The organism is Photobacterium sp. GSS17, assembly GCF_028621875.1.
Taxonomy (GTDB): domain Bacteria; phylum Pseudomonadota; class Gammaproteobacteria; order Enterobacterales; family Vibrionaceae; genus Photobacterium; species Photobacterium ganghwense.
This window is the reverse complement of the sequence record NZ_CP117518.1, coordinates 139,432-159,500: the sequence shown is the minus strand read 5'-3', so window position 1 is coordinate 159,500 and position 20,069 is coordinate 139,432. Positions and strand designations below refer to the sequence as shown.

19 protein-coding genes are annotated in these 20,069 nt (G+C 49.1%); 12 read left to right on the top strand and 7 right to left on the bottom strand.

Features of this window, described 5'->3' with window-relative positions:
- Positions 1–223 precede the first annotated feature (223 nt).
- Together PGW97_RS17125 and PGW97_RS17120 are read left to right on the top strand one after the other, a co-directional pair.
- Complete coding sequence (locus PGW97_RS17125; RefSeq protein ID WP_273860224.1) at positions 224–1,273, top strand: hypothetical protein; 1,050 nt, start codon at positions 224–226, stop codon at positions 1,271–1,273.
- A gap of 282 nt (positions 1,274–1,555) precedes the next feature.
- A complete protein-coding gene (locus PGW97_RS17120) occupies positions 1,556–2,668 on the top strand; it encodes a hypothetical protein (RefSeq protein WP_273860223.1) in 1,113 nt (370 codons plus the stop codon).
- Here PGW97_RS17120 and PGW97_RS17115 read toward each other — a convergent pair.
- A complete protein-coding gene (locus PGW97_RS17115; RefSeq protein WP_443147149.1) occupies positions 2,651–3,568 on the bottom strand; it encodes a LysR family transcriptional regulator in 918 nt (305 codons plus the stop codon). The genes PGW97_RS17120 and PGW97_RS17115 overlap by 18 nt on opposite strands.
- A 180-nt stretch (positions 3,569–3,748) precedes the next feature.
- Here PGW97_RS17115 and hisC point away from each other — a divergent pair, with 180 nt between their 5' ends.
- Positions 3,749–4,855 (top strand): histidinol-phosphate transaminase, encoded by a 1,107-nt coding sequence (gene hisC / locus PGW97_RS17110; protein WP_273860221.1) that lies wholly within the window; start codon positions 3,749–3,751, stop codon positions 4,853–4,855.
- Positions 4,856–4,925: 70 nt separating this feature from the next.
- Positions 4,926–5,699 carry an ABC transporter substrate-binding protein gene (locus PGW97_RS17105; protein ID WP_217392866.1) on the top strand — a complete coding sequence of 258 codons (774 nt, stop codon included), beginning with the start codon at positions 4,926–4,928 and terminating at the stop codon, positions 5,697–5,699.
- Positions 5,700–5,895: 196 nt separating this feature from the next.
- Here the strand turns inward: PGW97_RS17105 and PGW97_RS17100 are convergent, their stop codons facing one another.
- A complete protein-coding gene (locus tag PGW97_RS17100; RefSeq protein WP_273860220.1) occupies positions 5,896–6,786 on the bottom strand; it encodes a LysR family transcriptional regulator in 891 nt (296 codons plus the stop codon).
- A gap of 188 nt (positions 6,787–6,974) precedes the next feature.
- Between PGW97_RS17100 and PGW97_RS17095 the strand changes: the two genes are divergently transcribed.
- From PGW97_RS17095 to PGW97_RS17080, 4 genes are all read left to right on the top strand, one after another.
- Positions 6,975–7,205 carry a DUF1656 domain-containing protein gene (locus PGW97_RS17095; RefSeq protein WP_047887698.1) on the top strand — a complete coding sequence of 77 codons (231 nt, stop codon included), beginning with the start codon at positions 6,975–6,977 and terminating at the stop codon, positions 7,203–7,205.
- A 21-nt stretch (positions 7,206–7,226) separates the two neighbouring features.
- Positions 7,227–8,132, top strand: a complete 906-nt coding sequence (locus PGW97_RS17090; RefSeq protein WP_047887741.1) for an HlyD family secretion protein — start codon at positions 7,227–7,229, stop codon at positions 8,130–8,132.
- A gap of 14 nt (positions 8,133–8,146) precedes the next feature.
- Positions 8,147–10,336, top strand: a complete 2,190-nt coding sequence (locus PGW97_RS17085; protein ID WP_273860219.1) for an FUSC family protein — start codon at positions 8,147–8,149, stop codon at positions 10,334–10,336.
- Positions 10,337–10,752: 416 nt separating this feature from the next.
- Positions 10,753–12,234 (top strand): aryl-sulfate sulfotransferase, encoded by a 1,482-nt coding sequence (locus PGW97_RS17080; RefSeq protein WP_273860218.1) that lies wholly within the window; start codon positions 10,753–10,755, stop codon positions 12,232–12,234.
- A 36-nt stretch (positions 12,235–12,270) separates the two neighbouring features.
- Here PGW97_RS17080 and PGW97_RS17075 read toward each other — a convergent pair whose 3' ends face one another.
- From PGW97_RS17075 to PGW97_RS17065, 3 genes are all read right to left on the bottom strand, one after another.
- The gene (locus PGW97_RS17075) at positions 12,271–13,449 is read right to left on the bottom strand and encodes a phosphotransferase enzyme family protein (RefSeq protein ID WP_273860217.1); all 1,179 of its coding nucleotides are present in this window, start codon (positions 13,447–13,449) and stop codon (positions 12,271–12,273) included.
- 147 nt (positions 13,450–13,596) lie between these two features.
- On the bottom strand, positions 13,597–13,770 hold the full coding sequence (locus PGW97_RS17070; protein WP_169776058.1) for a hypothetical protein: 174 nt from the start codon (positions 13,768–13,770) through the stop codon (positions 13,597–13,599).
- Between the two features lie 268 nt (positions 13,771–14,038).
- Positions 14,039–14,491 carry an Lrp/AsnC family transcriptional regulator gene (locus PGW97_RS17065; RefSeq protein ID WP_047887738.1) on the bottom strand — a complete coding sequence of 151 codons (453 nt, stop codon included), beginning with the start codon at positions 14,489–14,491 and terminating at the stop codon, positions 14,039–14,041.
- A 182-nt stretch (positions 14,492–14,673) separates the two neighbouring features.
- On the opposite strand from PGW97_RS17065, the gene PGW97_RS17060 reads away from it, so the two are divergent.
- Positions 14,674–15,618 carry a DMT family transporter gene (locus PGW97_RS17060; RefSeq protein ID WP_273860216.1) on the top strand — a complete coding sequence of 315 codons (945 nt, stop codon included), beginning with the start codon at positions 14,674–14,676 and terminating at the stop codon, positions 15,616–15,618.
- Positions 15,619–15,841: 223 nt separating this feature from the next.
- A complete protein-coding gene (gene yidA, locus PGW97_RS17055; protein WP_273860215.1) occupies positions 15,842–16,651 on the top strand; it encodes a sugar-phosphatase in 810 nt (269 codons plus the stop codon).
- Positions 16,652–16,913: 262 nt separating this feature from the next.
- Here the strand turns inward: yidA and PGW97_RS17050 are convergent, their stop codons facing one another.
- Together PGW97_RS17050 and PGW97_RS25205 are read right to left on the bottom strand one after the other, a co-directional pair.
- Positions 16,914–17,414, bottom strand: a complete 501-nt coding sequence (locus PGW97_RS17050) for a cytochrome b/b6 domain-containing protein (RefSeq protein WP_273860214.1) — start codon at positions 17,412–17,414, stop codon at positions 16,914–16,916.
- Between the two features lies 1 nt (position 17,415).
- Positions 17,416–17,640 carry a PepSY domain-containing protein gene (locus PGW97_RS25205; RefSeq protein WP_443147148.1) on the bottom strand — a complete coding sequence of 75 codons (225 nt, stop codon included), beginning with the start codon at positions 17,638–17,640 and terminating at the stop codon, positions 17,416–17,418.
- 361 nt (positions 17,641–18,001) lie between these two features.
- Between PGW97_RS25205 and PGW97_RS17045 the strand changes: the two genes are divergently transcribed.
- Together PGW97_RS17045 and PGW97_RS17040 are read left to right on the top strand one after the other, a co-directional pair.
- Entirely contained in the window at positions 18,002–19,666 is a 1,665-nt protein-coding gene (locus tag PGW97_RS17045; RefSeq protein WP_273860213.1) for a phosphoethanolamine transferase, read from the top strand.
- 6 nt (positions 19,667–19,672) lie between these two features.
- On the top strand, positions 19,673–20,050 hold the full coding sequence (locus tag PGW97_RS17040) for a diacylglycerol kinase (protein WP_273860212.1): 378 nt from the start codon (positions 19,673–19,675) through the stop codon (positions 20,048–20,050).
- Positions 20,051–20,069: the final 19 nt, after the last annotated feature.

The window sequence follows — 20,069 nt, the reverse complement described above, 5'->3', positions numbered from 1 at the left end:
CAAAATAGGATGACTTTCAGATGTTTGGCTGTGCCAACTGCATATTGCTGACTGGCAAGGAATGTGGTCATACAGCAATCATGACGAGGTTCACCTGTTACGTTGCCTCGCGAATGCACCACCCATAACCATGAGTTAATGGTATGACCGGTATCGAGCAAAACCGGTACCCGGAAATACATAACCCATGACAATAAACCAACAACAATAATCAGAATCAATTATGAAAAAGATAGCTATTTCACTTCTCGTTACCTCTGCTCTGGCGTCTGGAGCAGTACACGCAAACGTCGGGGATTACGCCGTTGTGCTTATTCACGGCTTCCAACCGGGGCAACTGCAATCGAAACCTGATGCCACAACGGTAACTCAGGATGGCGCCGCTTACTGGCAAAACTATTGGCTCAGTCAGACTGATGCCCGAATTGACTGGCCGTCACACGAGCGCATTGCCGATAAAATATCCACCGATTATCTCTGGCCAAAGCTGAAGGAACTGTCCCAGAACGGTACCTGCCAGCCGGGTTGCGTATTAGTGACGCACTCCACCGGGGATTTGGTTGCCCGATACCTGCTGGATAATCAAGCTAACTGGCTGGAAAATGCAGGACTGCAGCCACTGAATATTGTCGCAACGTTTGACTTTGCCGGTGCTGGCGGTGGTTCCGAATTGGGCGATTTAGCCGTTAATATTGCCGAAGGCAGCGGGACCTGGAACAGTTTAATGAAGTCAGCCATTGCCATGTGGCTGGGAGAAACGCCGACCAAAGACAATACCGGCGTGCTCAACGATTTGCGTGTTGCCAATGCCCGCCAACTGGCGGCTTTGCCAGACAGCCGCGTACCCCGCATCCGTTTCGCCGGTGACAGTTCTGACTACCTGGGAACGACCTCCGGCTTTTTGCCAGGCAACGATGACGGGGTCGTCGCCAGCCATTCATCCTGCGGGGCCAGTGTCGCGGGAGACTACAGCAGTTGCTCGGTAAAAGTGGCATTTAACGGCAAGCTGACCGCGCAATCCGGTGGCGTCAGCCAGTTCATGCCCTTCCATTACCCTCTGCTGATGGGCTCGGACTACAGTCACAGCAGCCTGATTCAACAGGCCCACCAAGGTCAGGTGACCACGGCAACAGACAGTGTCACCATGCTAAGTGGTCAGGCGATAAAACCGGAAACCAGCGATGAATGGTACTGGCTCAATGGCAGTTACTATCGCTACGTCAACGGTTCTGAGTCGCAATCGATATCAGAAATTGCACATTCCTATTTGTAATTTCTGCTGATAGAGCTGATCTCAAAGGCTTTGGTTACGACCAAAGCCTTTGTTCGTGTCTGTATGCAAGCGGCTAAAAATTTAGCTTTCGGACATAACTTCAGTGGTACGGTGAGCCTGCAGTATTTTTCATCGGAAACAGTTAACAAAGTATAAAATCCGTTTGCCTAATGCTGTTCTCCCCTCGCTTTTATGTGACACTTTTACCGGTCGCTTTACCTTGCGCCATTCACCAGAAGTGTTTTTTCAAAGCCCTTCACCAAGGGCTGGACATCGAAAACTATGAAAAAGAAACCTCTTATTCTTCTTACCGGCGTGGCTGTCGGTGCAGGCATGCTGTTGGTTCAGGACAAACTGGCGAGCCAATCTTCCGCTTCGGCTTCATCCGCAACCGTTGCTTCTTCCGAACACTCGCCTTCTCTGGGTAATAACACGTCTTTGAACGAAAAACCGGCCCATATCAATCAAACACGTCAGGATAATGAAGGCGCACCTAAGCAACCGGCGATAGCAGAGGCCATTTCTGAAGCAGTAACAGACGATGTGATGACAGAGTCTATGACCGAACAGTTTGCTATCTTATCCAGCGCCTATGCTGATGCGCTTAGCTACCCCTCTTACTCTCAGCCTTTAAATCCGCACGATACCCAATGGCTTGAGCCCGAACGCTACAGCACTGTCAGTCTGCCGGTACTGGATGGCGACGCCCAAGCGGCATTGAGCCTTGAAAAATATCGCTTTATTTACCCGGAGCCGATCACTATTTCAGTCTCAGGAACCTTACCTGTGGAGGCCATGACCATTGAGCTGCTGGATGTTGAAACTCACCACATCCTTTTCAAGCAACGGGTTAACGAAGCATCCCTTGAATTACCAGGTAAAACAGACTGGCCGCAGGAAATAAGGGTCAAAGCAACCATTGATTTTACCTCTGGCACTGATGTGTTAACGGCAGATTTTCACTATTACCAGCCAGTCGCTGAAATCACCCAGGTTGAAGCGCCTTCCTCAGCCGGTTCCGATATGACCATTCCGGTCCAGATTCAGGTCGAACAAAGCGGTATCTATCGCATTCGAGCCAATTTGTTCACCCAAAGTGGTCAACCCATCGCAGTGCTGACCGAGAAACAGAGACTGGGAGAAGGAAAACAATCTCTGACACTGAAAGCACACTACAGTGTCTTGAATGGTCACAACGATACATTGGAGCTACGCACCGTTCAGGTTGAAAAGATGTCGGGCTTTCCCGGGGAAAAAGCGCAATACGGAATCAGTCGTCAAGCAATCTGGCCGTTAGGTACCTTCAATACCCGTTTGTTGAAGCAGGCTCCCTATCAACCGAGTGCCGAAGAGCAGCAACGCCTGGATTTCCTGCGTTCAGCGGCCGGCCAGTAACCAGTCAAACAATAAATCGAGTGAGGGATTACTGCTCTGGCCAGGACGCACCAGGTAGTATCCCTTCCCTGAAGGCACACTCAGAGGATGGGGCCTGACCAACCGTCCTGCCGCCAGATCCTGCCTGGCCAGCTCAACATCACCAATTGCAATGCCGAACCCCTGAATGGCTGCACTGACCGCCAAATCCAGCGTCGCAAAGTGCTGGTTCTGAGTCGCAAAGCGCCCGGTAACGTTGGCCTGTTCCAACCACAATTGCCAGTCAGTCTGCTGCGGGGTAGCATGCAGCCAGGTAAACTGGGTAAGCCCATCAATATCAAGTTGCAGGGGCTGAGGTGTAGGGGCAGACGATGTTAGCGATAGCGCACCTGACGCTACGGTTTCCTGCAGCAGCACCGGGGAGCAAACCGGAGCCAGTACTTCTTCAAACAGCAAATAGTTTTTCCCTTCCCGACCCGGTGCCCGATCTGCATAACAGATAGCGGCATCAAATGGTTCTGTCGAAAAATTCACACTGTGCATAATGGCTGAGGTCAGTTCCACATCAATATCCGGGTGAGCCTGCTGGAATGACATTAACTTTGGCAACAACCATGACGTGACGCAGCTGGGTGCCTTCAGTTTGATTTTTAACTTTTCATTGGCGACCTGCTCCACCGCTTTTTGCAATTGCATCATTACCTGCTGCACCAAAGGCAGAAACTCATTACCTTTACGCGTCAAACTCAACCCGCGCGCGTGCCGGTGAAACAGCTTGACCTTCAGTTGATCTTCCAACGTCAGAATCTGACGGCTGACGGCTCCCTGCGTCACATTCAGGTGTTTTGCCGCCACGGTGAAATTTAGGTGCTCTGCCGTTACAAGAAACGCTTGCAACTCTCGGGTCGAAGGCATCCGCATCATTTAAACATCCTTTTTAGCCATGCATTTTTCTCATAGATAGTATGCCGACTTTTCGATTCTTATTTCAATCCAAGTTGTTTAATTTATGTAAACGGGAATATTAAAAAGCCAATTATGAATATCCAACCATAAAGATTGGATTCTGATTGATAATCATGCATATTAGCGAGGTGGTTTGTGTTGTCACTTGCAGATAAATTAGCGCCAGAGGTAGTAAAAAACCTCATACCCTATCAGTCCGCACGTCGTATCGGCGGGAATGGACACATCTGGCTAAATGCCAATGAGCTGGAAGAAAGCGAGCTTTACGGTGAATCAGAGGGCTACAATCGATATCCGGACTTTTTACCGCAAGTTATTGAGCAGGCTTATCTTGACTATAGCAGCCATTTTACGCCTTCGGGGAATCCACTCAGTTGTCAGAGCCGTGCTGTTCGAGGTGCAGATGAGGGCATTGATCTCCTGATCCGAACATTTTGTGAACCTGGCAAGGATCGCATCATCGTTTGTCCGCCAACCTATGCCATGTACGAATTCTGTGCTGATGCATTTGCACTTAAGACCATCAAGGTGCCGCTGGTTGAGGGTTTTGGCCTTGATTTGGATGGAATCAAAGAAAATTTGCCACACAGCAAAATGCTGTTTTTATGCTCACCGAACAATCCGACCGGCAACGTCATCCCGCACAGTCACATCATCCAGTTGCTTGAAGCGGCAAAAGAGACAACCCTGATTGTGGTCGATGAGGCTTACATTGAATTTGCGCCGCACACGACGGTAGCGGAACTGATTGCCAGCTACCCGAACCTTATCGTCATCCGTACCTTATCGAAAGCTTTCGGACTGGCTTCGGCTCGCATTGGATTTATCCTGGCCGATCGCAGCGTGATGACTTATTTATCACGCCTTATCGCCCCCTACCCGATTCCGGATCCTAGCGCACGCATCGCCGAAAAAGCGCTGGCTGACAGCGGCATTGCAGCGATGCGGAATCAAACTGAAGCGCTGGTTTCAGTGCGTGACTGGTTTGCCGACGAAGTGGCCTTGCTGCCGTTTGTGGAAGCGGTTTATCCGTCAGCGACCAATTTTGTCCTGATCCGATTTAATACTGACGACTGCCTCTATCGCTATCTACTGGAACACGGCATAGTGACACGTAATCAGGCCCACGAACCTCAGCTGAAGCGCTGCGTCAGGATCTCTGTCGGTACTCAGGCAAGCATGCAGGAAACACTCAACGCCCTGAAAGCGTTCAAGGCAGCTTCACCACAAAACGCGGCGTGAACGGCGAAGAAGCACAAATCACGAGACATAAACGTATAACAACAAACAGTACGGTATGAAGAGGGATAATATGAAAAAATACGTTGGAATGGGCCTGTTACTGGCTACCACCCTGTTTGCCAATGCCCAGGCCGCCGAGCGTCCGGTCAGACTGGCATCGGACTTTACCTATCCGCCTTTTAATTACAAGGACGAGACAGGCACACCAAAAGGGTTTGATATTGAAATTGCCGATGCGCTGTGTACCGAAGCTCAGCTGAAGTGCGAGTGGATCACCCAGAGCTGGGATGGCCTTATCCCATCGCTGCTGGCCCGTAAGGCAGATGTGATCATGGCTTCCATGCGTATCACCGAAGAACGTAAACAGCGCGTTTTGTTTACCGACAAGTACTATCAGACTCCGGCACGTTTCGTCGCGGCCAAAAGCGCAAATCTGGTGATTGATAAAGCAGGACTGACCGGAAAAGCGATCGGTGTTCAGCTTGGCACGATTCACGACCGATATGTCACAGACATGTTCGGGGATGTGGCTAAAATTCAGCGCTATACCGGACAAGATGAAGTGTACATGGACATCCAGTCAGGCCGTCTTGATGCCGTATTTGGCAACTCGGATCAACTTGCTCTTGCGTTTTTAGACAAGCCCCGTGGCGCTGATTACACCTTTGTTGGCGAACCGGTAACGGACACAGCTTACATCGGCGAAGGCACTGCCCTGGCACTGCGTAAGCAGGACAAACAACTGGCTGAGAAATTCAATCAGGCCATTCAGGCCATTCGTGAAAACGGCACTTACGACCGTATCGCCAGCAAATATTTTAAATTCGACATTTACGGCGAGTAATCCCCTTCGATAAATCCAACGCGATGACAGCATATTACTGGCATCGCGTTGTCTTTCTAGTGGCCTTTCACTGTAATCCCAGACTGTTTGCCCCAGCAATATTGCCCCCACGGCTCACCTCCAACCCCAATTTTTATACAGCGATACAAGGGTTCAGGAATACGGAGCGGAGCAGCTTTGGGGCGAAAATATCCGGCTATACGTGCGACACCAACTCTTCCCGCAAATGCTCAAGTAACAAGGTCAGCCGCGCCGTGTGCCGCAGCGTCGGTTGGTAGAACATGTACATTTCTACCTGGGGTATCGGGTATTCTTCCAGTAACGGTATCAGACGGCCCTGATCGAGAAGTTCCTGAACCTGGAAAATCGGCTGAAGAGCAATACCGGCACCTTCCAGTGCCGCCGCCAGCATCGCCTGAGTACTGTTAAACGTCATTCGGGATGACACTTTCGGTTCAATCATGCGTCCTTTGTCACTAAAGCTCCAGGGCGTAACCACATGCAACTGGTTATGCTGAAAACACTGATGCCCGACCAACTCCTCCGGATGGCCCGGCTTGCCGTATCGGGCCAGGTATTCCGGCGAGGCGCACGGTATGACCGGGTACGCCCCGACTTTTACCGCCACCAGACTCTCGTAGTTGTTGGAAAACTCACGAAAAATGACATCCACCCCATCCTTGCGCACATCTACCGGCTGGTTATCAAGGACAAGATCCAGCGTCAGAGAGGGATATTTCATCTGGAAGCGGGCAAGTAACGGGGAGAGTAAAGAAATACCAAAATGTACCCCGGACACAATTTTCAGGTGACCATGGGGCTCATGCATTTCCCGGTAAATGTCTTCCTCTGCGGCGGCCAGCTCCGACAAGATGTTCTTGCAGCGTCGGTAGTATTGCTCTCCGGCAGTGGTCTGACTCTGAAACCGGGTTGATTTATTCAACAGCTTTGTGCCCAGCGAGGCTTCCAGCCCGCGGATATGCTTTCCGACCATCTGCGAACTGATGCCTTTTTCCTCGGCAACAGCGGTAAATGAGCCCAATTCGACCGCCCGGACAAAGATTTCAATACTGGTTAACCGATCCACACCCAGCTCCTATTAGAAACAAAATTTGGATGATTTTAACACTAATTTGAAACTAATAGTTTCAAGTGTTTTCCATATTGACGACTTTATCCTTTACCAACATGTGATTAACATCACACTTGGAAATCTAATCCTGAGTCGACCGGCTCGTCAAATTCCATTGATTCTGCTTAAGAGTGTACGACGTGATGTTTGATCTTCTCGCGATACCCCAAGTCCCCAAAGAGGTCGCTATTGGTGATGTGTACCTGCCACCGCTGATGGTAGCTGGCATCTTGGGGTTAGTCTGCACTTCCCTCACCGTACGGCTGCTGAATAAAGTGCGATGGCACCGGTTTATTGCCAGTCCACCGCTGGTCGAACTGGCTCTGACCGTGCTTTATACCCTCTGGTTCGGCACGTTTGTTTTTCCTTCATGATTGACTGTTGAGAGTATGCCTGTGCTTAAACGTGTTTCCCTGACAACTATTTTATTACTTGCCGCCCTGGCTGCGATTGGCTGGAAATATCAGCAGTACCTCAGCAATCCCTGGACCCGGGACGGTCAGATTCGTGCGCAAGTTATCCAGATCACCCCGCGAGTTACCGGGCCTATCACCCATATTCACATTAAAGACAACAGTGTTGTCAAAGCCGGTGACCTGCTGTTTGAGATAGATCCGCGTACCTATCAGGCTGCGCTGGAAAAAGCGGAAGCCAGCCTGGCTCAGGCCAACGCAATACTGAAAAAGGCACAGGATGAATCCCATCGCGGGCACTCACTTGCCCGCCGTCAGCCTGGCGCGGTCTCCCAGTTAACGCTTACCCAGCTTAATAACGGTGTAGAAGCCGCACGCGCGGGCGTCAAAGTGGCTCAGGCCAGTGTCGAGGAAGCCCGTCTGAATCTGGGCTTTACCAAAGTGTCGGCACCGGTTGACGGCTTCATTACCAATCTGAACATGCGCGTCGGTACTCAGGTGGTCGCCAACCAGCCGGTGGTGGCATTGGTGGATCAGCACAGTTTCTGGATTGAAGGCTTTTTCAAAGAAACAGATATCCGTGACGTTTCTACCGGCGACAAAGCCACCGTGTCTCTGATGTCATACCCGGATCAGCCTCTGCAGGCTACCGTCGAAAGTATCGGCTACGGTATTGCCCATAAAGACGGCAGCACCGGGGTGTCGCTACTGCCAAATGTTACTCCGACATTTCAATGGATTCGTCTGGCCCAGCGGATACCGGTTCGCGTGCAGATTGAGCAGCTGCCGCCAAACATCCAGTTACGGGTCGGCACTTCCGCCTCAATCATCATCCATAAAGTGGCACCGGTGACCATCGAACAAATCGCCCTTAAGACTCAGCGTTAACGTCAGGAGCTATCATGTTTTTCAGCGAACGCAGCAAGCGGCCGATTAAGGTTGCTTCCGCTTTGACACTGGCAATTGTCAGTGCCTTATGGCTCGGTTGGGAGCGCCCGTACTGGGCCGCATTTGCCGTCTTTGTGATGGCGGCAACGGAAACAACCGGCCATTCGCTGCAAAAAGGCCGCCACCGTATTATGGGCACAGTTCTCGGCATGGTGGCTGCTTTTACCCTGGCCGGCCTGTTTGCCCAGCAGCAACTGCCGTTTCTGATCAGTTATTCACTGTTTACTGCCCTGTGTGTCTATCATCAGACCAATCCGAAAAACGGCTACGTCTGGACAATGACCTTTATGGTGGCTTCCCTGATTTTGGTGATGGGGAAGTTTTCCAGTGATCAGACTTTCAACATTGCGGTTCTGCGCCTGCAGGAAACCGTGTTGGGGGTTCTGTCGTTTACCTTGGTGTACAGTCTGCTCTGGCCTAGCTCCAGCCGTCAGGTGCTGACCAGTACGCTGCAAGGGTATTACGCTACTCAGGCAACACACCTCCAAGCCGCGTTAGAGCAATTGGCAGAAACCGGTACATTCAGTCACAGCCTGTCTGTCGGTGACAGCATTAAGCGCCTGACCCGACTGGAGGATCTGATTTCCGCGGCCCAGGCCGACAGTTACCATATCGCCAGCACCAAACAGCTCTGGCAGCACTATCTGGCACAGATGAACCAATGGGCTTTACTGTGCGGCCACTTATCCGAAGCTTCAGCACTTCTGCCTACGCCATTGCCGGAAAGTGCTCAGGCGGATATTCACGATCTGTTGCTACGGCTTGAGCAACGTACCCGCCGTGCCGAGAGCTTGCTGTCTGGCGGCGGCGCAGGCGTAAATCCCCTGCCACAGCAAAGTACCCTTAGCCAGCAGCCACAGGAGCTGTCTCATCATCACGGGGCACTGCGAATGCTGGAAAATGTCCTGACCAAAATTGATCGGCTGCACCACGAGATGCTAAACACCCTTGAAGCCATCATGCTGGATAAGGCAAGAGCGCAACCAGCGACAAAAGCAAAGCCTGCCGGATGGCGATTTATGCCTGAAAATGCCATCAATGCATTAAAGATCACGGTGATTTTGTGGATATGTATCGTGTTATGGCTGTATGTCCCGATGCCGGGTGGCGCGCTGATCGTATTACTGGGGGGAATTCTGGGTAGTGTGATCCTGACACTGCCGTTTATCAGCACCAGCGTGCTGCTCAGAAGCATTATGATGTGGTCTGGAATCATGCTGGCGCAGTATGTTTTTCTGATGCCATTGATGTCAGAGGTGTGGCAACTGGGTGCCTTCTACTTTTTGAATGCCTTCCTGATCTGGTATGTTTTCCACCAGCCACAGCAGATTATTCAGCGCTTACTGGGTTCTCAGATTCTGGCGATCATGACCAGCAGTGCCATGCAGTTGAATCCGGTCTATGACATTAATCTGGCTCTGCTGCAACTCATGCTGATTGCAATCAGTATGTTGGTCATTTTTCTGGTTAACCATACCGTGTTTCCAGCCACCGCGGAGCATGTGTTGCTACGGGAACTGAAACGGTTTCGCCTTGGTCTGTTGCATCGACTCACAGTGATGAGCCGTGCCGCCGATAAGCCACAACCTACCTGGCTGGCTTTCAGTCAGACTCCGTTGCGTTCCGCCACGATGGCTGAAGTGGCCTCTACCCGGGTGAACTGGCCAGCTTTCCCTGATGTTGCGCCAGCAAATATTCGCCAGCTGATTGAAGAAAGCTACACTTTGTGCGTTCACTTTCACGCATTCCAGGATAGTTACCAGACATGGTTGGCGCATAGCCGCAATACCGGTATCGAGCGATTACTCAAACACACACTTGAGGAGTTGGCCAGTTTGCTGGATACACCATTGCTGAATGAATCTCAGCATGATCTATCATCAGTGCACACTCATCATGCTGAAGCGAGTGCCATCAACGAGCACGAACAAAAACTGGATGCAATGTCAGACAAACTCCAGCAGTATCTGGCAGGTTTTGACAAACACTCCGTCTTGCAACTGACCTTAACGCCGGCGCAAGCCGATCAAAGTTATCAGTTGCTGACGTCTTTACTGCTGCTGGCCAAGTCAATGCGTAAAATTAGCCATTACACACACATTAGCCAGTTGAATCAGTTAAAATTGTCACCGTTTTCGCTGTAATGGATAAAACCCAGTGTTAATAGCCCAATAAAGCGAAACCCTGACAAGTGATAAACTATCGTAAACAAATCAGAATAATTAAATCGCCCCTAAGCCAAACAGAACGTATCCGCTAGAAAAAATAAAAGTAACAACAAAAAACAATGATAAATAAAGGCATCAACATTGATGCCTTTATTTGCTTTCATCACCATCAAAATTTCCCAACGCAAGATACGTTATTTTAAAATTGTAACTTTACAATCACTTAAAAAGAACACATCAAAATAGAAGTATAAATTCACCACAATACTTAACCACTAAAAAGTTATACCAAACAGATTTATAATATCGTCATTCCCCATTATTAAAACTGAGACAAATAAGAATGACTGATCATTTAAAATCTTCATAGCGAAATTAACTGATTATTGCTTATGAAAAGGTATCCTGCTGCTGTATTATTGTTGTTGCTGACTGGTTGTAATGACTCGGAGAGTACTTCTTCAACCAATGACACCATAAACACCACATCCCCAATTAATGTAACTGAAAAAGATACTGACTCATCAGTGTTTATTTCTGATTTAGACGTCGGGTTAGACATTAATTCCCTTTCCAGCGTCTCATTTACCATTCAGCCCATGCCCGGTACGTTTTCCAAACCCATCAAGGCCACCTTCACGCCTGATGCCCTCACCGCTACAGAAAGTGGCTTTATTTTGCCTGTTTTCGGGCTTTACAGCGGCTATAACAATCAGGTCACTGTTGATATTACATTGACCGACGGCTCCACACGCTCCGTGTCAACACAGATTACAACCAGCGAATATATTGATCCCAATGGCAATTACGACAATCTGCAAATCAACAAAAAACTGGATACCAGCAACATCGCTTTTAGTTTTATCCATCTTGAAAACAACTCAGATCAAGGCCCCATCATTGTGGATGTCGATGGCAATGTGCGCTGGACAGCCAATACACCAACAGGTGCTTATCGTTACGCACTTTTTAAAGACGGGCGTTTTGTCATTCAAGATAATGATGAGTTGGTGTATCTTTCCCTGACCGGTGATGAAAAAAGGTTCAAGATTACCTCCAGTCAACTGACACAGATTAGACCACACCACGAAACCTCAAAAGGAAAAACCGGCTATTTCTTAAATGTGGACACCACAAAAAACGGCAATAATTTGGTCGAGTCCGTGTTATTAGAAGTCGATCAGAATGGGAATGAAATTGATCACTGGGATTTTGGCGAAATCATTTCAACGCATTTGACAGAAAACAGCGAAGATCCGTCAGATTTCATCCGTAATGGTATTGACTGGTTTCACATGAACTCTGCGATTTATTCCCCTGACGATGACAGTATTATAGTGTCCAGCCGGGAAAATTTTGTCGTTAAAATCGATTACGCCAGCAAAAAAATGAAATGGTTACTGGGCGATGAAACTAAACACTGGTTCGTCAATCATCCTTCACTGCAGCCTCTGTCGCTAACTTCGAGCGACACGAAACCTATTGGCCAGCACGCTTTATCGATCGTCAATGGTGAACTCATGCTGTTTAACAATGGGCAACTGAGTTTCAATCAACCCGCTGGCGCGCCAACAGGCATTGCATTAGCCTCCAGTTTAGCCATGTCCTTTGCCATTGATGAATCGTCCATGACGGCAGACGCCACCTGGATATACGATGCCGGTATTTTCAGTGATATTTGTTCAAGCGTATACAAAAGTGGAGACAATTATCTGATCACCTACTCCGCCGTTGATCGCACCAATGACAACCCTAATCGGGTCGTCATTCGGGCTATCGACAGCAGCGAACTAATCCTGTTTGAAATTGAACTGGACGGCACATGCCAACCCTGGAACACCAATTATGTCGAGCTGAGTAATCTGACTTATTAGTAATTCATCCTTACTTACCATAAGTTAACGACCGGATTAGCGGTGCTGGAAACAGATGGAAGAGGAAAGCTGGTCTCCGATAGGTTTCCAGCGTTCCTGAAAGGCTTCAAAGTCATGGTGCGGAATGAATTTCTTCGCTGAGAGGTTACCTTTCAGATACACTTCTTCTAAGGCCCAAACATGGTGATCAGCATAGATCCCCCAGGACTTAGCCCCATCGCTCAGCTCCGCAAAAGAAAGCGGCATCACCGTCAGATAAGATCGAATGAAAGCCAGTGAGCGTTCAACATCCATCTGGAACATATACATACAGGCCCTGACAACTTCATACCCGAGCGGCATTCGTCCGACCAAATCCCAGTCGATAATCCCCGATACCTGATTCGAACCGTCGAAAAAGACATTGTAGTGATGATAATCACCATGAATCAGTTTCAGCGGAGAGGTCGGGGTATAATGGTGCAAGCTTCGCGAACTTGCCAGATACGCCTTCTGTCGGATGGCGCGCCGTAACGCCCAAGCATCAGTCCCACGCGGTAAGCGGTACAATGGGTTTAACGGCAGCGGTTTTATAGGCGCTTGCCGCTGGATTAACGATAACGGTTGGATTGGCAATAGCGGTTGAGAGAGCGGTTTAAAGAGCGCTTGGAATAGAGCTTGCGACGGTAAGCGCTGTTCGATTGCCTCGATAACTTTTTCCAGCCGGCGGACCCATTCCTGCTGCGGCCAGCGCAGAGTAATCGTCGAATACTCAGACAGCTCGCTTTCAGAACACGCTTGATTTAATGCGTAATGCAACCGTCCCAACGCTTCCCCAGCTGAACAGGCATGATCCAGCGTCAGCTGACAAGCAGGCACTGATTGGCCCCGCGCTTCAGGAAATAAGGCGAAGTAATGGCCATCCAGCGAAACCAGCGTTTCGCCCGCAGACGACGTCACGGGAACAACAACAGTCTCAAGAGTACTGGCAAGGGAACACAAAAGCCGGTGCTCGCGCTGAATTTTCGAGACATCCTGAGTGCGATATTGCCGAAGATACCAGACGGGCAATACGGCCTCCGGCTCACCATGTACCCGAAAAACATGATTCGTTGCGCCAACCGCAACGGGTTCCAGCATGCTGTGCTCAGGCACTTGCGGCCAATGAGCCAGCACGAGGCGCAACTTCGCCGCCAGTGATTCCCATTCCAGACAAGATTCCGTTCTTGTTTCCATGTAGGTCATTTTCCCGTTTAAAGGCGTGCCCTTCGCCTTGTATCTGAAATTCAAACCTTATGAAAATTCAAACGGTATGTAAAACCACAATAGCCAAGCGTGTTGATCAAACAGAGCATCATCAGGCCTCGGCTTACGGCTTACGGCTTACGGCTTACGAATAACAGATAACACTGCCGTCACCACCAGTCCCACACCCAGCCCAACCAAAAGCGAACCAACAAATCCAAAAACGGATTCCGGTAGAAAAAAGAATCCTACACCCAAACCGATGATCACACCGCCGCCAATGGCCCAAGTGCTCTTATCTTCGTTTTGCATTGCCATATTCTTTACTCTCGACTCTTTGATCCGCTAATTGCTGCGCTGACACACACAAACCCACGACGTACTTGAACTCAGCATGGCATCCAGGACATAGCAATCAGAGCATACAACCAAGCTCCTCATTCCGGGGCCTCGCCCCGAGAAACAATAAACACCCGCCCATTTTTAAGCGTAGGTTGTTCGCTGAAATCACGCAGGGATTCCCCACCACGGCATGGCTAACCCAGCAGGTAACAATCACAACGTGTTCCGAGTGCAACGATTAAACGATAGTGAGTGGCGACCCCTGCTTTACGGCCCGAATCGCCAGGTTCGTATTGATGTCCTGCACCATATTCAGGGTTTGCAGCTTACGCATAAAAGACTCATAGTGAGGTAAGTCCTTACTGACAACCTCCAACAGGTAATCGTATGAGCCGGAAATCACGTGGCAACTAATCACCTCTGTCATCTCAGCGATTGCTTCTTCAAACGCATCAATAACCTGATCCCGGTGATTACTGAGCCGGACATTGACAAAAAAGGTCATCATCAGCCCCATTTTCTTCCTGTCCAGCTTGACCTGATAGCCTGCGATAACGCCATCCGATTCCAGTTTGCGGATACGGCGGGCACAGGGAGAAACAGAGAGCCCGACAGCATCGGCAATATCCGCCGTCGTCTTGCGCACATCGCTTTGCAACTCCATCAGTATTTGTTTGTCTTTCTTGTCCATTTCGACACCATCGTTAAGTTCCATCTCATATTTTGGCAATAATTATCAAAAAATAATCTTATTTTGGTAATCATCATCAATATTAGATGATCAAAGCAGACTTTTTGCCAACATTAACCCGTTTACATTTTCCATAATAAGTTCCTGACACCTTCTTATAGAAATAACATCAGGACTAAACAATGGAACGTTTAACCACTAAGGATACCTTGTTAGGTATCACGGCCATGCTGGCCACTCTCCTGATTTGGTCGAGCTTTTTTATCTCATTGCGCGCATCCAGCGAATCTGACCTAACCATTGGGGATATTGCCCTGCTGCGCTTTGTACCGGCAGCTCTCGTCTTTGGCTATCTCAGCCGCCATTCTCTGCGAAAAATACAAACCACCCCGAAACGCTACCTGTTGGCTATCGGCTGGGGAGCCGGTTTACCCTTCTTAATGCTGGCCGCTAATGGCCTGCATCTGGCCCCTGTTGCCGATGGCGCATCACTGATTCCGGGCATCTTGCCATTGTTTGTCTCCTCCATTGCCGCGTTTTGCTATAAAGAACGCATTTCAGCTTCCCGTAAAACCGGTATCGGTCTGATTGTGGTAGGCATCAGCTTATTCGTGACCCATTCTCTGTTCAGTGGCCAAACCGACGTCGTACAGGGACATGGATTGCTGTTACTGGCCAGTTTCAGTTGGGCCTGGTTTACCGTCGCCATGCGGGTTAGCGGTCTGACGCCTGTCACCGGCGGCTTGGTACTGGCAGGTTCGGCATGTCTGCTGCTACCTGTGTTTCATGGTCTGGGCTGGGTAACATTCAATCTGTTCTCTGCACCGCTCAGCGACATTATGGTGCATCTGCTAATTCAAGGTGTGGCTGTGGGCGTTCTGGCCAACTTCAGCTATGGCTTTGCCATTTCACGACTGGGCGCTGAGATGAGCGCCGCACTGGGCTCGTTTACCCCTGTGGTTGCCGCACTGCTGGCAGCGGCCATATTCCATGAAGCGTTATCGACAACCACGCTGCTGGCAATGAGCTGCATCATCTGCGGCGCGCTGGCAGCCAGCGAACTCATTCCCCTAAAGGGGATACTAAAGCAACCCGGCTGGCTGAATCGCTTGCGCTGGCAACGATAACCTCTCGCGCAGTGACGGCTGCGCGAGATATTAAGTGGTTTTTGCCACGAGGTTGTCTCTTCAGTATTTCCCCAATCAGCATCGTCGATGTCTGGGTGCATACCGGTCTACATTAATCCATCTGCATATAGGTTTCATGGGAGTGTCGAGTTGATCACAAAAGTTGATTACAATAGACGCCGTTGACCTCGACGCTCCCAAGATTTTTACGGTGGATTTTCAGATGTACAAACTCGTTGCTCTCGACATGGACGGCACCCTGCTGACCTCACAGAAAACACTCTCTCCCCGGACGAAGCAAGCCATTGCCGCTGCTCGTGACCAAGGCGTACACGTTGTTCTGGCATCAGGACGACCGTTAGAAGGCATGCTCCGTTATTTGGAAGAATTGGGCATGACCAGCGACAAGGATTTTGTACTGAGCTACAACGCATCCCTGGTGCAACAGGTGAAAAGCCGGACGATTTTGCGCAAGCAAATCATGGCAGGCCGTGATGCGAAAAACATCGCTGCCCTGGCTCGCGATTTGGGTACGTTCGTGCATGCGTTTTCAACGACTCGCGGCCTGATCACGCCACAAAGCAACGCTTTTACTGACCATGAGGCAGACATCAATCAGGTAAGTGCCACCGTGATCGATTTTGCCGACCTGCCGGATGATGAAGAGATTATCAAGGTGATGATGGTGGCAGAGCCAGAAATACTGTCAGCCGCAATTCGCCAACTGCCGGAAGTCGTCACAGAACAATACACCGTCGTACAGAGTGCCCCGTTCTTCCTGGAACTGCTTAACCCGAACAGCAATAAAGGGACAGGTGTCGCAATGTTAGCCGAACATTTGGGCATTGATGCCAGCGAAGTCATTTGCATGGGCGATGCCGGAAATGATCACCACATGATTCGCTATGCTGGACTGGGAGTGGCTATGGGCAACGCGACAGAAGATACCAAAGCTCTGGCGAACCACATTACCGATACCAACGACAACGACGGTGTCGCCAAAGTGATCGAGCAGTTTATCCTGAATCGTTGATCATTGAACATGAGTGACGGCCAGTATATTGGTTGTCACACGCCGGTTCACAAACTCTATGCGTATTGAGCGCGCCGGACTGCTCTGGCTTATCTGACAGGGCTGTTTGAATCGTCCACTTGAAGGTCTGGCTTGAAGAGCTGTCCTCAAGTAAACCAAACCGGGTATCTGTTGGCATACCCGGCATCTCTTGGCATCTCTATTGGTTTTTACGGCTTTTGACGGTGCTTCACCGTTTACCTATGGCACACACTCGTAGCGCTTATTTGAGCATTCCGCTGAGATAAGAACGGTTTGTCCAACGGCTCATCACAATCACAGCGCAGATATGGATAGCCACAGCAATGAAAGTCAGGTTAGCGAATACTTCATGGATCTCTTTCAACCCATCTTTGTAACCCATCAATTCAACGTGCGCCATCCAGCCGGTTACTGCCGTTGCCAGCAAGCCACACCACATCAGCCAGATCATCACCGCGCCGGCCGGGTTATGACCGACTGACGCATCGACCCGAGTGGAGATGACTTCGCTCAAGTGTGTCACCGCTTGAGTCACCGACGGCTTGAAAGCAGACAGCCTGGCCGGGGAACGGGTAACCATTCCCCAAACCAGCCTGATAACAATCGAACCGATAATGCAATAACCTACCCATTCATGAATTTCACTCCCTTCTTCGGTCACGAAATAATTCGCGAAAAAGAGGCCAGCCACTGCCCAATGTGTAATCCGTACAATTACATCCCATTTGTAATGTTTATCCATTTTAATGCTCTTTGACTTTACTTAGATCGACGGGATTAAAGTAAACATCCACTTTTTTCCCTTCCTGATTAAATCCGTACAGCTTGTAACAGTTCGAACGTGTTTTTTTAAACGAACGTATGTGATAACCCCTTTGAATTAAATGTTCTCTCGCCTGATCCATCGGTACCCATGTCTCTTCCGGTTGAGTCGAACACGAATAATCTGAGTGAGTGGACGCTGCCATAACGGTCAGAAACGCGGTCACAAAGACTGAGGTTGGGACAGGCATAATCTTTCCCCCATGTTGTCGTTATTCAAGGGTAAGGATTGCACTTTTTTCTTAAGAAACGCTGAAATTAATGCATCAATTTCAAGACAGTCTAAGTATTGTTCTAAGGTTATTAACGCAGTGACATATTGTCGGGTTAATACAATGTGATTTTTATTCGTATTATTTTTCAGACATTTCTCATCTAACCTACGGTTTTATATTTCTTCACGACGTAGCTTATAAGCACAAGTAAGCATAGTGGCAAAAATTTCAGTTTCCCCTCAATCAATCTTAAGTAAATCTTAAGTCTTGAATTCTAATATCAGGTTATTGAATGAAAACTGGATTTCTTAGCTTGAATACATTGACCGCGACACTTCGCAAACCTTTTCAAATGGAAATGAGTGCCATTACTTACATTGTGATGGTTGCCGCCTATTTTGCGTTGGTGCTCAACTTGCCGGTAACCAGCAAAATCTATCAGTTGGCAGCTCAAAGTTCGCTGAGTTTTGTTGCCAGTAGCCCGCTACTGCTTTTCTTCTGTTTTATTATTATTTTTACACTTTTTTCTTTGCCGTTTGTGCTAAAGCCCTTCTCCGTCATTCTGACATTATTATCGTCAATGGCATTTTATGCCTCGATGAAATATAACGTCATTTTTGACTACGGCATGATTGAAAATATTTTCGAAACAAACTCTGGTGAGGCGACCTCTTATTTAAGCCTGAGTTCCGTGCTGTATTTTGTTGTTTTCGGCCTGATGCCGGCCCTTTTTTTCAGTAGCATCACAGTCAAAAAAGCTGAGTCTCATTTTAAAGCCGTTCTGAAACGACTCATTGCTGTTCTGGTAGCGATTCTTGGTATCGCCCTCATTGCACTGTTGTTTTATAAAGACTACGCCTCTGTAGGACGCAATAACAGCTACCTGAACAAGATGATTAACCCGGCTTTTGCCTACAACACCATCAAATATGTTCAGCGTAACTACCTGACTGAGCCGCTGGTTTATCAGCCACTGGGGGAAGATGCCAAACTGGTTTCGGTTCCTAACGGAAAACCGAATCTGGTTGTACTGGTTGTGGGTGAAACCGCGCGCGCAATGAATTATCACTACAACGGTTATAGCCGTAATACCAATCCTTATACCGAAGGAATGGGGCTGATTGCTTTTCAGAATGTCTCATCCTGTGGCACAGCGACGGCGGTTTCAGTTCCCTGCCTGTTTTCTAATATGAATCGCGGAGGCTACAACAAAGCGCAGGCCAACAGCCGTGACAATGCCATGAATGTCATTGGCCGTGCCGGCGTAGACCTCACCTGGATTGACAATGACGGCGGTGACAAAAGCATTGCCAAAAACTTCCGGCTGTTAGGCGTTGATCACACGGCAAATCCCGATTTGTGTAAGGATGACGCTTGTTACGATGAAGTGCTGCTACCAATGCTTGACCAGCAAATTCAGGCTACGGACGGCAACAAGCTGATCGCCTTCCACATCATGGGTAGCCACGGCCCGACCTATTACAAACGCTACCCGAAAGATAAAGCGCGTTTTCTGCCGGATTGTCCGCGCAGCGACATCGAGCACTGTACCGATGAGCAAATCGTCAACACTTACGACAACACCATCGCATACACCGATTTTGTACTGGCGGAAATGATTAATAAGCTGAAAACCTATCAGGATCGGTACAACGTTGCCCTGATGTATATCTCCGACCATGGCGAATCGCTGGGTGAAAACGGCATTTATCTGCACGGCACACCGTATGCCATCGCGCCGAAAGAGCAAACTCAGGTGCCGTGGTTGATGTGGCTACCGGATCAGTATTCTGAGCAGAGAAAGATTGATCGTGACTGTTTATCAGCCAGCGCGAAAACTGGCGAATACTCGCACGATAACTTCTTCCACACCCTGATTGGTTTCTTTGGTGTCACCACCCAGGATAAAAATAACGACATGGATATTATCAGCCGCTGTCAGGCTTCGATGAGTTAACCACCTATGACAACCCAGACATTACAAAAGCGCACAGGCCTGAATCGAATTATTTATACCTTTGCCAACAGTTATCGCGGTATTCGCTGGATGGCACAAAATGAAGCGGCCTTTCAGCAGGAACTGATGCTGTTTATTCCGCTGACGGCAATCGCAGTGTGGCTTCCAATATCTGTGCTATTAAAAGCCCTGCTAATTTGCAGCTTGTTGTTCGTCCTGTTTGCCGAAATGGCCAATACCGCCATCGAGGCCGCGATTGATCGAATCGGTACCGACTATCACCCGTTATCCGGTCTGGCTAAAGACATTGGCTCAGCCTGTGTCTTTATCAGTTTTCTGATCGCCGGCATTCTCTGGCTGGCGGTCATACTTTCAATAAACTAAACAATGACTCCTTTTAAAT

Bases quoted from the DNA above. Each gene is read 5' to 3' on its own strand.
- PGW97_RS25205 (WP_443147148.1), bottom strand. From the start codon at position 17,640: ATGGCAGCGTCCACTCACTCAGATTATTCGTGTTCGACTCAACCGGAA.
- PGW97_RS17115 (WP_443147149.1), bottom strand. From the start codon at position 3,568: ATGCGGATGCCTTCGACCCGAGAGTTGCAAGCGTTTCTTGTAACGGCA.
- PGW97_RS17045 (WP_273860213.1), top strand. From the start codon at position 18,002: ATGAAAACTGGATTTCTTAGCTTGAATACATTGACCGCGACACTTCGC.
- PGW97_RS17065 (WP_047887738.1), bottom strand. From the start codon at position 14,491: ATGGACAAGAAAGACAAACAAATACTGATGGAGTTGCAAAGCGATGTG.
- PGW97_RS17080 (WP_273860218.1), top strand. From the start codon at position 10,753: ATGAAAAGGTATCCTGCTGCTGTATTATTGTTGTTGCTGACTGGTTGT.
- PGW97_RS17040 (WP_273860212.1), top strand. From the start codon at position 19,673: ATGACAACCCAGACATTACAAAAGCGCACAGGCCTGAATCGAATTATT.
- PGW97_RS17050 (WP_273860214.1), bottom strand. From the start codon at position 17,414: ATGGATAAACATTACAAATGGGATGTAATTGTACGGATTACACATTGG.
- PGW97_RS17070 (WP_169776058.1), bottom strand. From the start codon at position 13,770: ATGCAAAACGAAGATAAGAGCACTTGGGCCATTGGCGGCGGTGTGATC.
- PGW97_RS17085 (WP_273860219.1), top strand. From the start codon at position 8,147: ATGTTTTTCAGCGAACGCAGCAAGCGGCCGATTAAGGTTGCTTCCGCT.
- PGW97_RS17120 (WP_273860223.1), top strand. From the start codon at position 1,556: ATGAAAAAGAAACCTCTTATTCTTCTTACCGGCGTGGCTGTCGGTGCA.
- PGW97_RS17095 (WP_047887698.1), top strand. From the start codon at position 6,975: ATGTTTGATCTTCTCGCGATACCCCAAGTCCCCAAAGAGGTCGCTATT.
- PGW97_RS17060 (WP_273860216.1), top strand. From the start codon at position 14,674: ATGGAACGTTTAACCACTAAGGATACCTTGTTAGGTATCACGGCCATG.
- PGW97_RS17075 (WP_273860217.1), bottom strand. From the start codon at position 13,449: ATGGAAACAAGAACGGAATCTTGTCTGGAATGGGAATCACTGGCGGCG.
- PGW97_RS17105 (WP_217392866.1), top strand. From the start codon at position 4,926: ATGAAAAAATACGTTGGAATGGGCCTGTTACTGGCTACCACCCTGTTT.
- PGW97_RS17125 (WP_273860224.1), top strand. From the start codon at position 224: ATGAAAAAGATAGCTATTTCACTTCTCGTTACCTCTGCTCTGGCGTCT.
- yidA (WP_273860215.1), top strand. From the start codon at position 15,842: ATGTACAAACTCGTTGCTCTCGACATGGACGGCACCCTGCTGACCTCA.